This is a genomic window from Lachnoclostridium sp. An169 (assembly GCF_002160525.1).
Classification (GTDB): Bacteria; Bacillota; Clostridia; order Lachnospirales; family Lachnospiraceae; genus Mediterraneibacter; species Mediterraneibacter cottocaccae.
The window spans coordinates 1-14576 of record NZ_NFKT01000040.1 but is presented as its reverse complement, the minus strand read 5'-3'; the positions used below and the strand labels follow the sequence as shown (position 1 = coordinate 14576).

The following is a 14576-nucleotide window of genomic DNA, read 5'->3' as shown; positions in this document are numbered from 1 at the left end:
TCATCAGCCATCAATGTTGCAAAGGGAGAAAAGACTATGGCTAAACAAAAGGGCAAAGAAAAAAAATTGAATGGCACAGTTATTGTGACATATCGTTGCAATGCACGGTGTTCCATGTGTAATCGGTATAAAGCTCCGTCTAAGCCGGATGAAGAAATTTCCATTGAAACGATTCGGAAACTGCCGAGAATGTATTTCACTAATATCACCGGTGGGGAACCGTTCATCCGTACCGACTTGAAAGATATTGTTCGGGAGTTGTACAAAAAGAGTGATCGTATTGTAATTTCCACAAACGGGTTCTTTACAGACCGTATCGTCGATCTCTGTAAAGAATTCCCACAGATCGGAATCCGTATCTCTATTGAAGGACTGGAAAAGACCAACAACGAGATCCGCGGTCTGGAGGATGGTTTTCAACGGGGATATAAAACCCTAAAAACGCTGAGAAAAATGGGAATGAAGGACGTAGGATTCGGCATGACGGTACAGGATAAGAACGCCCCGGATCTGGTTCCGCTTTATGAAATCAGCAATAAAATGGGGATGGAGTTTGCTACTGCTTCCTTACACAACAGTTTCTATTTTGTGGAAGCAAAGAATATCATCCATAACCGTCCTATGGTAGCTAAGAATTTTGAAAATCTGGTCAATGAGCTGCTCCGCAGTAACAGTCCCAAAAAATGGTTCAGGGCGTATTTCAACCATGGACTGATCAACTATATTTACGGACAAAAACGGCTGCTGCCCTGTGATATGAGCTTTGATACTTTCTTTATTGATCCATACGGTGATGTTATGCCCTGCAATGGTACAAAGGACAAAGAGGTTATGGGGAACCTGAATACCCAAAGCTGGAATGAACTTTGGAACAGCCCGGAAGCAGAAAAGGTACGCCGAAAGGTACGTCACTGTGACCGGAACTGTTGGATGATCGGTTCGGTTTCTCCCGCTATGCATAAGTATATTTGGGTGCCGGCCTGGTGGGTTATTCGTCATAAATTTAAATCACTGTTTACCAAACATCCCTACAGCATGTATGAACTGAAGATCTGCCGGGATTACAGAGATGGAAAAGTAACAAAAGAACAGTTGGATAAATGCAGTACCTGTGATTTTAATGCAGTAGTTAATGATGGTTTGAGCGAGGCAAGTAAAGAGCAGCTTAAGGATAAAACTGGCGAAGAAATTGTGGATGCGGATATTGCCCGCCAGATGAAGGCTTAACCTATGGAAGTAAAAAGGAAATATTATGGTGCTATTGACGGCTTAAGGACATACGCAGCTCTCGGAATTGCACTGATGCATATTAAGGCAAATGGAAATTACCAGATACCTGGTTTTATCAGTGAAAGTCTCATAGGAACCATGGGCGAATTTGTATTTCTGTTTATGATAATCAGTGGGTTTTCGATGTGCTGTGGCTATTATGAACGCATTATAAATAATCAAATTACTATTGGAGAGTTTTACAGCAAAAGGTATAAGAAAATCTGGCCGTACTTTGCTGTGCTTTGCCTGTTGGACTTTATCATCTCACCAAGTCTTCCAGCCTTATATGAAACTTTTGCAAATTTAACTTTGTGCTTTGGCTTGTTACCAAATGCCAACATTTCAGTCATTGGCGTTGGATGGTTTTTGGGTGTTGTATTTGTTTTTTACTTGATATTTCCGTTTTTTGCCGGCTACTTACTCCAGAATAAAAGACGGGCATGGTGTTCCTTTGTAATTGCGTTAGTATTTAATATTCTCTGCCAAATTTACTTTTTTAATTCGGATCATATGATTGCTGGTTTTGATTATCGGTCGAATTTTCTATATTGTTCCGTTTATTTTCTCGCGGGAGGGTTGATTTTCCTTTATCGGGAAAGATTAAGTGAATTATGCGGCAAGCTCAGAATAGTATCTTTCACAGCATGTATATTGGCGGCAGTAGTATTCTTCTCATTAGGAAAATCAACATTTACATTGTTGTTGTTATGCAGTCTCCTTCTGGTTTATGCGATTGGAAATTATAAACGAGCAAGAATACTGGAGAATAGGTTCACTCATTTCATCAGTGGTATAAGCATGGAGATATATCTGTGTCACATGATGATGTTTCGTATAGTTGAGAAATTACATTTAACACATATTTTCAACAATGAAGTAGCTGGTTATATTGTGACAGCAGTAATAACTCTGGCTTTTGCAGTAGTATTTTCTGTTGTTATGAAAAAAGTTTTGACAACAATCGAGAATAATATGTTTCAGAAGGTAAAAAAGTTATGACTTTAACAATATTAACGCCTACATATAACCGTTGCAACGAAATAAAAAAACTCTGGATTTCTTTACAAAATCAAACCAGTAAAGATTTTGAATGGCTGGTAGTTGATGATGGTAGTACAGATGATACAAAAAGCATCATCAAGCAGTTTCAGTTAGAATCAGATTTTCCAATCCGATATATTTACAAGGAAAATGGGGGAAAGCATACAGCTTTAAATGTTGGAATAAAAACAGTTAAAAGTGTGTTGACATTTATCGTGGATTCTGATGACTATATTACAAATGATGCGGTGCAATCGATTTTAAAGATTCATGAAAAATATCAGAATCAATCAAATCTTTGCGGCTATGTATTTCTTCGCTGTTTTCCTGACGGAAAAATTAATGGGAAAAAGTTTCAGCCGGATGAAAAGATTGCTTCCTATATAGATACGCGGGTAAACGGTGATGATACAAACGCCGATAAAGCAGAAGTTTTTAGGACCCATTGCCTGATAGAATTTCCATTTCCTGAATATCCGGGAGAAAAGTTTTTGGGTGAAGATCTTATATGGGTGCGTATGGCCCGAAAATATAAGATGGTTCATGTGAATAAAGCAATATATGTAGGTGATTATCTGGAAAATGGACTTACCAATAATCGCCGTAAGCACAATATTGTTTCTCCGGTTGGATGTATGTATCGCGCTGAAGAATTTTTGAAATCAGACATTAAACCTAACTACAGAATCAAGGGAGCTCTTCAATATGTTATATATGGAAAATTTGCCGGATTAAGTATTCGAGATTTAATAAAAAAATCAAAATACAGGGGACTCGTGACAATATGTGTTTTGCCTGGCCTGTTTATTTACCAGAAATGGAAAAAAACATATAGTTAGCTACATATATAAATAATTGACGCTTTAACCAATGTGTAATTTATGGAGGAATTGGGATGTATTCGATAGCTTACGTTGTACCATACTTTGGAAAATTCCCGAAAGGATTTCAGTTCTGGCTGATGAGCTGCGGATGCAATCCAACGATTGACTGGCTCATATTTACAGACGATCATACAGATTATGATTATCCGGCTAATGTAAAAGTACAGTATTGGACCTTTGAACAAATGAAAATGAGAGTCCAAAAGATTTTTGATTTTCCTATTTCATTGGAAAGACCATACAAACTTTGTGATTACAAACCTGCATATGGTGAGATTTTTTCAGATGAGCTTAAGGGTTATGACTTTTGGGGAGATTGCGATGTTGATTTAGTTTGGGGTAATATTCGTAGGTTCTATACAGATGAGCTATTAAGCAAATATGAAAAAATTGGGTTTAATGGTCATTCGATGCTTTTTAAAAACACACCGGAAGTGTGTGCGCGTTTCAGAGCATGTCTGGATGGGAAGCTCAATTATAAAGAGGTTTATTCTACAGATAAAGGATATGCTTTTGATGAGCCTGGAATGGATACGATCTATGAAGGATTGGGAATACCTGTGTATAAAGGGATTGATTTCGCAAATCTTTTGAAATATGATTATGGATTTTATTTGGACTGGCAGTCAGAGGAAGATAGAGAGAAAAACGAAGCACAGATTTTCACTTGGAAAAACGGAGTAATCACAAGATATTATTTATACCAAGGGAAAATAGAAACTGAAGAATATATGTATCTCCATTATTGGTGCCGTCCAACAACATTTAAGATCAAAGAGTATAGCCCGAAAAAACAGTATTTGATTTATCCGGACACCACAACAGATAAATACTATGAAATTACACCTGATCTGATTAAAAAGAAAAGTAAAAGAAGCAAAATAAAATATTATGCGAAAAGTATCTGGTTTAACAGAAAGAAAATTACATTAGAAAGAATCATCTTTAATGTTAAAGGTATGCTGGCATACAAGAAGTGAGGAAAATATGAAGGCATATATATTTTTTGATAAATTCCGGCGTTACTGGCGTCAGTTTAAAATGTTGTCCATCAGAGATGGTTGGAAGAAAATGGATTATATGAAAAAGCACAAGTTTTTTGCTGAGATAGGTGAAAACTGTTATTATCAATCCAATATTTTACCTGCAGAGCCTTTTTTAGTCCATTTACATAATAATGTAGCTATATCGGCAGGAGTGAGATTAATTACCCATTCAGCATTAAATACAGTATTTAATCACGAGGAGCATACAGATCAATATCTGTGTCGGTACGGAAAAGTAGAGATTGGGAACAATGTTTACATAGGAGCAGACGCTATTATTAATTTTGGCGTTACGATTGGTGATAACTGTATTGTAGCAGCAGGAGCAATCGTTACAAAAGACGTTCCAAGCGGCAGTGTTGTTGCTGGTGTTCCTGCCAAAGTGATCGGAAGTTATGAGGAATCAAAAAGGAAACTGCTTGCGTTCAGTAAGCCATATTTGGATATGGGACTGAGAGAACCCTGTACAGTAGAAGAAATGGTACGACGTAAAGGACACCGATAATGTCCACTTTGGAGGTTGAACTTGAATGACAGCTCAAGGTAAGAATAGAATCGTATGGATTGACAGCATGAAATTGTTTGCGTGTCTGCTTGTGGTTGTCGGGCATCTATATATGTCTATGGAAGCAGGCGGCTGGATTGCGGGAGATGCTTTTTATTATTGCTTTCCAATACAGACCGTCTACACATTTCATGTTCCTCTTTTCTTTGTCTGCAGTGGATATTTGTATCAATGTAAAAAGGTCGAATATTCCGTTCGTTCACATATAAACAATATTAAAAATAAAGCGCTGAATTTAGGAGTTCCTTATTTGCTTTTTACTCTGATCACCCTTATGCTGAAAATTATCTTTTCAGATGCTGTGAATAATCAGGCAACTCCTGTAATACGGACAATTTTCTGGGAACCGGTAGCACCATATTGGTATTTATATGCCTTGTTTTTTATATTTTGTGTAATTCCAAGACAAAAAAATAAAAATAACCTGGTGTTGATTTTTTTAATCTCAGTAATTGCTAAGATCCTTTATGTATTTATACCATGGCCGTTTACCTTTCCTGATATTATAGGAAAAGTAGTTGGAAATGCAATATGGTTTTCATTTGGCATGATTCTGACAGACTGTGAATTACGGAAGAAAATCCTTAATAAAGCAGTAATGGCAATCTGTTTTATTATAGGAGTTCTTTTGTCATTGATATATTATCGTGTAAATTGTGACTCTATGTCTGTACAGTTTATTATAGCTGCTATGTTCGTTTATGCATTTGTCTGTCTTTTCGCTGTCGTGATTAGTGAAAAAGGCGAAAATATAGTTCCCAAGCTTAGTAAATATTTCATGCCTGTATTCTTAATACATACAATCGTTGCCGCGGGATTCAGAACAATACTATTGAAAATAGGTATTAATTCGTTTTCTGTCCATTTTTCAGCAGGATTATTAGTGAGCATTCTTGTTCCAGTTTTGCTGTATGAAATTGCCCGGAGGAAATGGTGGCTTCTCTTTTGGATAGAGCCGTCAAAAGCAATTAAAATGAAGAGGGAAAAATATGTTTGAATATAAAAGATTAATTAACAAAAGTATTAAATCCCATACATTGGCTACAGATATTTTCGGTTATGGACTTATTAAAACCGGTTTTGCAGATAAATATCTTGCCGGACAGGTTACAATGTACAAGGCATATCACTGGCTCGAAAAAAGATTTAGATGTGAATTAGAAGATGCAAAGAGTGTACAGGATATAGACTGTAAACAATTAGAAATGAAAGAGGACTATGTATGGATCTGTTGGCTTCAGGGAATAGAAAATGCTCCGAAGGTTGTACAGGACTGTTACGAGTCCATCTGTTACTGGCTGAAAGATAAAAAAATCATTGTTATCACTGAAGAAAACTATGATCAATATGCACATTTTCCAGAGTACATTGTTGAAAAATGGAAAAGTAGAATTATTTCAAATACACATTTTTCAGATTTACTAAGGCTTGAGTTATTAGTCCGTCATGGTGGTATGTGGCTAGATGCAACAACTTTTTTTACCGGTCCGCTTCCTGAATATATTACAAAAAAAGATTTTTTCGTCTATCGAAATGGCTGGATGGATATGGAAATGATAAATATGGCTAATTGGTTAATTTATAGTAAACAAACCAATAATATTCTTTTGTTAAATACGCTAGAATTGCTATATAAATACTGGAAACAGTATGATTATGTAAAAAACTATTTTATATTTCATATGTTTTTTCGAATGGTAGCTAATAAGTATAAAATGGAGTGGCAGAATGTTTTATATTATAATCAGATAGATAGTCATTTTTTGATGAATGAACTTGGAAAGACTTATGATATTGATAGGATAGAGGGAATTAAACATCTAACATCTGTACATAAACTTACCTATAAATTTGAAAAAGTTTCTGTGGATAGTACAGCCGACCATTTGACTGATATTTGTAGATAGAAAATGAGGTCACTCGCCAATGAATGATAATGTAGTTTATGAAAGAAATTTAATAGAAAAAGGTAGTTTAAGGAACTGGATTATGTATGTGTTATTATTATTTCCAGTTTCATCAATGTTGAAAGTGTATATTGGACCATTAAATTTGTTGCTGACGGGTTTAACATTTATATTATTTTTTTTATATTATCTTAATAATGGGATTCCTAAAAAAGATTTTTTTATTCTGATATATATTTTTTTGACTTTAGTGTACAATGTAATGATTTGGGGACTTAACTACTATGAAGATAACATGTTATTTTATCTACCCTTTTTACTGATATATTTTGGATTTTATATAAGAAATTCAGATTATGTTTTAGATTTCATGAAAAGCCATAAGCGATATATCGATGCAATATTGATTATATGGAATGGAATGGTATTTATATCATTCTTCTTTTCCGGCAGTTATGTATATGAAGGTGAAACACGTGGATTTGTATCATTTGCAGGTACTACATTCCTTTTGTGTGCAATGGCGGTATATGTATTTGCCTTATTGACATTTCAATATTATGAATATAGAAAAAAAATATATATGATAGCACTTTTAATCCCAAGTTTATGTATTCTAATGGGTACGACAAGAACATATTTAATGGTTCTTTTATGTGCATGGTTAGTTTTTATTTATATTAATATGAAAAAGCAGAAATGGTTTTTTCCAGTAATGATTATGGGAATTAGTGCCTTTATTGTGGTAGTAATATCGTCGCCTATTAGCGAAAAGTTTATTACCACAAGTAGCAGAAGTGAAAGTCTTGGTATGAATCCGCTTGAAGCATTTACCAGTGGACGTTCAGTGTTTTGGGCTTATGATATTAATGCTATATTTCAAAACTCGCCATTTAAAATTATTTTTGGTAATGGTGTCAATTGGCTGTTTAATTTGAATAGGGAAAGATTTCATAATCCTTTGTGGGCCCATAATGACTTCATACAAATATTAAGTGATTATGGAGTGTTCGGATTGGGCATCTATTTATGGAGTATAAAACGTATTATGACCTATTTCCTTCAAAAAAAAGGAATTTCTCGAATATTAATTCTTACCCTTATTATAATGTGGGCCTTTAACGCTTTTTTTAATATGTTTTATACGTATTTTTGCGCAGCACTTTCGTTCCCGTTTTATTTACTGGTTGTAAGATATGATGCACAGCTACGTCTGGGAGGAGGTAATTCTAAATTGGTTTATAGAAAGAATCAATAGAATAATAGTTTGCGCAGTTAATAAAATTACTTTCTATACCAATATTTATCTCATAGTTCATGTTTAATCTAGAATTATAGAAAGTAGAGGTAGAGAAAGTAATGAGAGATATTAAAATTGGAAATAAAATTTATGATGGCATGCATGAGTTGTATTTGCAACTTTACTTGCATTAATATATTTTGAAATTCGCGGTGGACGTAGCTACTTTGATGAAATACTTTGTTTATTTTCTATTGTTTATATTATATTACTTGCTTTTCAAAATAAACTTACCAAAAAAGATGGTGTAAACATATTACTTAGGGTTTGTGTAATTGGAATAGGGCTTCTATCTAACTTGGTGAGTGGAATTTCTGTTCCAGCATTTTCAGTTATTGTTGATATTATAGCAGAAACAAAGGTGTTATGGATTTTTTTACAATAAAATATTTTATCAACAGTAAATCAAAAAAATCTTTGGTTAGAATGTTAACTCCGGTTGCAAAGAAGTTTATTGTTTTAGCATTTCTTTTCAGCATATTGTCTCAATTTGCCAATATTGGCATGACGGGATCGGAAAGATATGGAATTCAGGGGCTTAATTTTATTTTCCAATGAGTTCCCAATTTTTGGCTGTTAGTTTAATCATATTTGCAACTTTATCTCTTAACAATTTGGTTAAATATAGAATTTTATATTATGGGCTGTATTAGTCTAATATTTTCTATAAAAAGTTCTCCTTTATTGTTTGGGATTATGTTTTTATTTTTTCTATATTATTTCAGACGAAAAAATAAAATTAAGATGAGGACGTTAGTATTTCTCGTAATTGTGATTGTATTAATTGGTTCCTTTCAAATACAAACTTACTTGATGAATGAAAATGCGCCGAGATACTTATTCTTCTATTACGGTAGTGTGACAGCTAACGATTATTTTCCGCTCGGTTCGGGATTTGCGACATTTGGATCTGACCAAGCAGCACGACAATACTCTCCGTTATATTATCTTTATGGGTTTACTCGTTTGTTTGGAATGAATCCTGACGACGGATCATTTTTAAGTGATACTTTTTGGGCTATGGCTTTAGGACAATTTGGATGGATTGGATTTTTTCTTTATTGCTTCGTCTATTTACGTATTTTTATATCATTTAAAATACAAGATAATTTTTCGCCTGATAAAAAAGCTTTGCTATACTCCTGCTTTATTTCATATATGATTCACGCGGTTGGTTCTGCAATTCTGTCATCATGAGCAGGTATAATAGGATTCATTGCTATAGCAATGGTTTTAAATTCTAAGCAACCATTGCAAAATAATGATAATTAAAAAAATTATGATACAAGATTAGACAACACTAAATATTTATTACATTTGATATGTAAGACCATTAAGTCGGCTTATGACATCCGGAATATCAGTTTCAAACTGCCGGATTTGCATTTTCCGTAGACAACGTAAGTAAAAATATTCAGTACTTAAAGACATTTTGAAGCGTTATATCAATTGAGTTATAGAGGTGTATTTATGCTCGGAAAATATAAGTATTTATTAAAGAATATGGGATTGATGACTATAAGTAGTTTTGCCAGCAAAATTCTGTCTTTTTTATTAGTACCATTATATACAACCGTACTTACGACTCAAGAATATGGTACTTATGATTTATATACAACAACAGCTTTTTTATTAATACCGTTACTATCTGCTTGCATTTCTGATGCAGTGTTAAGATTTACACTTGATAAGGAAAAGAGTCCTGAAGATGTGTTATCAATTGGTATGTTATTCTACCTAAGGGCATGTATCTGTGTTCTTGTTTTAGTTGCCATTAATTATATGTTTGGGATAATTGATATATTCAATGAATATCCAATATTTTTCTTGTTGTACTATTGCCTTTGCTTATTGTCAGACATCTTAACGCAATTTGCGCGTGGACTTGAAAAGATATTCGATGTAGCAGTATCTGGAATTTTAAGCTCAGTTACTACAATTTCTCTAAATATAGTATTATTGATTGTGTTTCCACTTGGAATAAAAGGATATTTTATAGCAAATAGTTCAGCGTTTGGAATTACAGCTTTATATCTTATTTTCCGCCTGCGCATATGGAAATATTTAAAATGCCACATATCAAAATGTTTAAAGAAGGAAATGGTTACATATAGTTTACCATTAATTTTAAATCAGATCGGTTGGTGGATTAACAATGTATCCGATAGGTATATTGTTACATGGCTATGTGGAACGGCAGCAAATGGAATTTATTCTGTTGCTTATAAAATTCCGTCTCTATTATCTGTATTTCAAACAATTTTTAATCAGGCGTGGACTTTATCAGCTGTAAAAGAGCTAGATGAAGAAGGAAGTCAGTTTTATACAAGTATTTATAAACTTTATAATTGCGGAATGGTTTTAGTATGTTCAATCCTAATTGCAGGAGATAAAATAATAGCGCATGTTCTCTTTGCAAACGATTTTTATACGGCATGGGAGTATGCACCATATTTAATGCTTTCCGTTGTATTTGGATCTCTTTCTGGTCTTTTAGGCGGAATATTTACTGCGGCGAAGGATTCAAAGATTATTGCCAGGACTACCGCAACGGGTGCCGGTGTTAATACAATTCTAAATATTGTATTTGTATACTTTGTTGGTCCTGTTGGAGCTGCAATCGCAACTTTAATTTCTTATGTGCTTGTGTGGGGCGTTAGATTAAGGGCTGCAAAAAAACTTGTAAGTATAAATATTAATTTAAAGAGAGATATAATTTCGTATATTATTTTGATAATTCAGTCAATTTGTTTATCTGTTAATAAACGTTCTTTTATGTATATCTTTGAAATGATTACATTTATAGTTCTTTTGTTTATTTATAGTAATGACTTAAAGGCTGTGATTAGGAAGTTAAGAAAAAAAATCGGAAAATGATAATGTTCTATATTTAAATTACTATAATTTTCCCAATAGAAACTGCAATATAAGAAAAATGGTGTTTGATATGAAAAAAATATTACTTGTTACATGGTACGAAAATAATAATTATGGTACAGCGTTACAAGCATATGCTCTGAAAAGTATAATTGAGAAACCAATGATTACGGGATTAGACTTAAATGTAGCAATGCAAGAGTGCATATGTGATATTCTTCCACATAAACCTGAAAAACAAAGAAAAAATAATAGATTTATCAAATTATTTTTTCCACATTCATATTTACTTAAGTTACAACAGATTCAAGATAAAAAAATATACAAAAAGAAGAAAATACTTTTTAATTTAAGAGAAAAAGCATTTGATAAATTTTTGAGACAAAATTTTAATTTTGCGACTGACCATTATGTTCAAGATGTTATCGAACTGCAACAGCTTGGAGAAAACTATGATTTAGTAGTTTCAGGTAGTGATCAGATATGGAATCCGGAAGCTCTTGATTCAACCTATTTATTAGAATGGGTAAAAGCAGGAAAAAAATTATCTTATGGTTCAAGTCTTAGCACTAAATCAATTCCTGCAGAGTATGAGCATTTGTTTGAGACTGCATTGAAGGATTTTAAGGCAATATCAATTCGAGATAGAATGTGTCGTGATCAATTAGCACAAATTGTTGGGAAGCCAGTGTCTACTGTCGTTGACCCCGTTGTATTATTAGGACGAGATGGTTTACTCCGTAATGCAATAAGGCTGGTATTACCCCCATATATGTTTTGCTATTTTTTGGGAAATAACAGAAAGCATCGGCAATGGGCCATATTAAAATCTAGCGAAATGAAGTTGCCAATTCATGCAGTAATTAATGCCGGAAGTGATTATAGGGCGGATAAAACATTAGAAAAATATGCAGATTGGGATGTTGATCCATGGAAATTTGTCAGTTATATAAATGAAGCTTCAATAGTAGTTACGGATTCATTCCATGCTACTGTTATTTCCGTTTTATGTCATACCAATTTCATTGTTTTAGAGAAAGATTCAAGCAGACCGGAACAAAATAACAGGATATTGGAATTTCTTGATGTTGTTGGATTACGAGAAAGATGGGGAAATGTACCACAGAAGACGGAAATTAGCGAAAAACAGTGGAATTATGCTGACCGTATACTTGGAAAAATGCGACAAGATTCTTTAGAATTTTTATTGGAGGCACTTAAGTGAGAGATACAATCGAAAAAATTACCAAAGATAAGTGCTGTGCATGTTTTGCTTGTGTTAATACTTGCCCTAAAATCTGTATTTCTATGGTCAAAGAAAACTGTGGCTCTTTATACCCTCAGATCGATAAGAATAAATGTATTCAATGCGGAAGCTGCATTAAGGTGTGCCCGGCATTACAGGAAATACCAGCAAGTGAACCCCAAAAAGTTTTTGCTGCTTATAGCAAAGATTTATCGGTAAGAGGATCATCTACATCAGGCGGTGTGGCGACTGAGATTGCAAAATACACTGTTAGATGTGGCGGCGTAGTTTATGGAGCTGCAATGATTGGGATGGAGGTACGACATATTCGTATTACTTCGTTGAATGATATAGATAAAATTCAAGGATCAAAATATGTTCATAGCCACATGTATGATATATATAAACAGGTGGAGTCTGATTTGAAACAAAATATTCCAATCGTTTTTATCGGAACACCATGTCAGATTGCCGGAGTATCACGCTATTTAAATGACATACCTGACAATTTGATATTAATAGATATTCTGTGTCATGGAGTATCCTCTTTAGATTGCTTTCTATGCGGAATAAATTTGGAGACAAAAAAAGCCGTTTCAAGTGTTTCTTTCAGGGATGGCAATAAGTATTGTTTAGAAGGATACGATAATGGTGGAAATTGTATATTTAAAACGCCCTATAGAGCAAGTTTTTGGTTAAATGGGTTTGTAGAGGGATATATTTTTAGAGAAAATTGTTATGCCTGTAAATATGCAGGTAAAAACAGATGTGGTGACATTACAATTGGTGATTTCTGGGGATTAAAAAATGAGTATGACATTAGCAAAGGTGTTAATCTTGTTGCTATTAATTCGGATAAAGGGATGAGGCTTTGGGGAGAAATAAGTAATTCATTTAACTGTGAAGAAAGAAAACTGGAGGAAGCAATTCCATATAACCATCCTTTGAGAGAGCCTGCTCATAAACCCGTAAATTATGATAGATTCTGCAATATATATAATGATAAAGGTGGAATAAAGGCATTAATCAAAGCTTATCCGAATAAAACTTTATATATTTGGCTGAGGAGAGGCATCAGAAAGAATAAAAAGCTTTATAAAATAGTAACCGGCCTCCCATTAATTGGGAATAAATTAAAAGAGTATTCTTAACGAATATTGTTTGCGTAACCGTTGTGTTGATATATATAACCTATACTTATTATAAAGAAAACCAAATGGAGAAAAATTCTGAAGAATACTCTCTCAGACAATGGCGGCGTCACCAGAGAGGTGTGTGCAAGGTTGCGGAAGGACATCTCTCCCTCGTAGCCGATGACTTTTGCCACCAGCTCGGTGAGCTCTTTGATCGTCAGCTCCTTGCCGGTTCCTGCATTTACCGTTTCATTGCCGCTGTAATTGTTCATCAGGAACACGCACAGGTTGGCCAGATCGTCCACATACAGGAACTCACGCAGCGGAGAGCCATCGCCCCAGCAGGTCACATAAGGCAGGTTCTGCTCCTTCGCCTCGTGGAAACGGCGGATCAGCGCCGGCAGGACATGGCTGTGGGTGGGGTGATAGTTGTCGTTAGGACCGTAAAGGTTGGTAGGCATTACGGAAATATAGTCCGTGCCGTACTGACGGTTCAGGAACTCGCAGTATTTCAGACCGGAGATCTTCGCCAGAGCATATGCCTCGTTGGTCTTCTCCAGTTCACTTGTCAGCAGGCAGCTCTCCGGCATGGGCTGCGGCGCCATGCGGGGATAGATGCAGGAGCTTCCCAGAAACTCCAACTTCTTACAGCCGTTCTGCCATGCAGAGTGGATCACGTTCATCTCCAGGATCATGTTGTCGTACATAAAGTCCGCCAGCGCCTCCTGGTTTGCCACAATGCCGCCCACTTTTGCCGCCGCGAGGAAAACATACTCCGGCTTCTCCTCAGCGAAAAACTGCTCCACCGCTTCCTGGCGGCACAGATCCAGTTCACTGTGGGTGCGGGTAATGATATTCGTATATCCCTGGCGTTCCAGCTCACGGACAATGGCGGAACCCACCATTCCCCGATGCCCTGCAACGTAAATTTTTGCATCTTTTTCCATCATTATTTTATTCACACTCCTTTAAGGTTTTTTCGCGCTTAGCCAGTTCCCGGTCATGTTTTGCCATGATCTCGACCAGCTCCTCGTAGGAAGTCTTCTGCGGATTCCATCCCAGGACTGTCTTCGCCTTGGTGGGATCGCCCCAGAGATTGTCCACATCTGTCGGGCGGAACCACGCGGGATTCACGCAGACAAGCATCTTTCCGGTCTCCGCGTCGTATCCCTTCTCATCCAAGCCGGTTCCTTCCCTGTGCGTGGTAAGGTGATTTTACAGCCACAGGGTAAGGAGTTTTTTACATGCCGCGGTAAGAACTTTTTTACATCATGCGGTAAGGAGTTTTTTACATGAGTTGGTAAG

13 protein-coding genes and 1 pseudogene are annotated in these 14576 nt (G+C 35.4%); 12 read left to right on the top strand and 2 right to left on the bottom strand.

The genetic code is table 11. The annotated features are described in order from the left end of the window. The first annotated feature begins 36 nt into the window (after positions 1–36). The 12 genes from B5F07_RS23615 to B5F07_RS19470 all read left to right on the top strand — a co-directional run bounded on the left by B5F07_RS23615 (position 37) and on the right by B5F07_RS19470 (position 13289). Positions 37–1227 carry a radical SAM protein gene (locus B5F07_RS23615; protein WP_242972605.1) on the top strand — a complete coding sequence of 397 codons (1191 nt, stop codon included), beginning with the start codon at positions 37–39 and terminating at the stop codon, positions 1225–1227. A 3-nt stretch (positions 1228–1230) separates the two neighbouring features. Then, positions 1231–2271 (top strand): acyltransferase family protein, encoded by a 1041-nt coding sequence (locus B5F07_RS19520; RefSeq protein WP_087162884.1) that lies wholly within the window; start codon positions 1231–1233, stop codon positions 2269–2271. Beyond that, complete coding sequence (locus B5F07_RS19515; protein ID WP_087162883.1) at positions 2268–3152, top strand: glycosyltransferase family 2 protein; 885 nt, start codon at positions 2268–2270, stop codon at positions 3150–3152. Before B5F07_RS19520 ends, B5F07_RS19515 begins: the two co-directional genes overlap by 4 nt. Positions 3153–3208: 56 nt before the next feature. After that, positions 3209–4177: a DUF6625 family protein gene (locus B5F07_RS19510; RefSeq protein ID WP_087162882.1), complete on the top strand. Its 969-nt coding sequence runs from the start codon at positions 3209–3211 to the stop codon at positions 4175–4177. Between the two features lie 7 nt (positions 4178–4184). Next, a complete protein-coding gene (locus tag B5F07_RS19505) occupies positions 4185–4748 on the top strand; it encodes an acyltransferase (protein ID WP_087162881.1) in 564 nt (187 codons plus the stop codon). A 25-nt stretch (positions 4749–4773) separates the two neighbouring features. Continuing rightward, entirely contained in the window at positions 4774–5805 is a 1032-nt protein-coding gene (locus B5F07_RS19500) for an acyltransferase family protein (RefSeq protein ID WP_087162880.1), read from the top strand. Next, positions 5798–6715 carry a capsular polysaccharide synthesis protein gene (locus B5F07_RS19495; protein ID WP_087162879.1) on the top strand — a complete coding sequence of 306 codons (918 nt, stop codon included), beginning with the start codon at positions 5798–5800 and terminating at the stop codon, positions 6713–6715. Before B5F07_RS19500 ends, B5F07_RS19495 begins: the two co-directional genes overlap by 8 nt. A gap of 19 nt (positions 6716–6734) precedes the next feature. Next, the gene (locus tag B5F07_RS19490) at positions 6735–7973 is read left to right on the top strand and encodes an O-antigen ligase family protein (protein ID WP_087162878.1); all 1239 of its coding nucleotides are present in this window, start codon (positions 6735–6737) and stop codon (positions 7971–7973) included. A gap of 786 nt (positions 7974–8759) precedes the next feature. Then, positions 8760–9212 carry a hypothetical protein gene (locus B5F07_RS22435; protein WP_140398057.1) on the top strand — a complete coding sequence of 151 codons (453 nt, stop codon included), beginning with the start codon at positions 8760–8762 and terminating at the stop codon, positions 9210–9212. A 273-nt stretch (positions 9213–9485) separates the two neighbouring features. Beyond that, entirely contained in the window at positions 9486–10892 is a 1407-nt protein-coding gene (locus B5F07_RS19480) for a lipopolysaccharide biosynthesis protein (RefSeq protein WP_087162876.1), read from the top strand. A gap of 70 nt (positions 10893–10962) precedes the next feature. Beyond that, the gene (locus B5F07_RS19475; protein WP_162613183.1) at positions 10963–12117 is read left to right on the top strand and encodes a polysaccharide pyruvyl transferase family protein; all 1155 of its coding nucleotides are present in this window, start codon (positions 10963–10965) and stop codon (positions 12115–12117) included. Beyond that, positions 12114–13289: a Coenzyme F420 hydrogenase/dehydrogenase, beta subunit C-terminal domain gene (locus tag B5F07_RS19470; protein ID WP_087162874.1), complete on the top strand. Its 1176-nt coding sequence runs from the start codon at positions 12114–12116 to the stop codon at positions 13287–13289. The genes B5F07_RS19475 and B5F07_RS19470 overlap by 4 nt, the downstream gene beginning before the upstream one ends. Here B5F07_RS19470 and B5F07_RS19465 read toward each other — a convergent pair. Both B5F07_RS19465 and B5F07_RS19460 read right to left on the bottom strand, forming a co-directional pair. Beyond that, positions 13286–14218, bottom strand: coding sequence for a GDP-L-fucose synthase family protein (locus tag B5F07_RS19465; protein WP_334293375.1), 933 nt, complete (start codon positions 14216–14218; stop codon positions 13286–13288). The genes B5F07_RS19470 and B5F07_RS19465 overlap by 4 nt on opposite strands. Positions 14219–14225: 7 nt before the next feature. Beyond that, positions 14226–14462 (bottom strand): annotated as a pseudogene (locus tag B5F07_RS19460) (GDP-mannose 4,6-dehydratase); the annotation flags it as partial. Positions 14463–14576 lie beyond the last annotated feature (114 nt).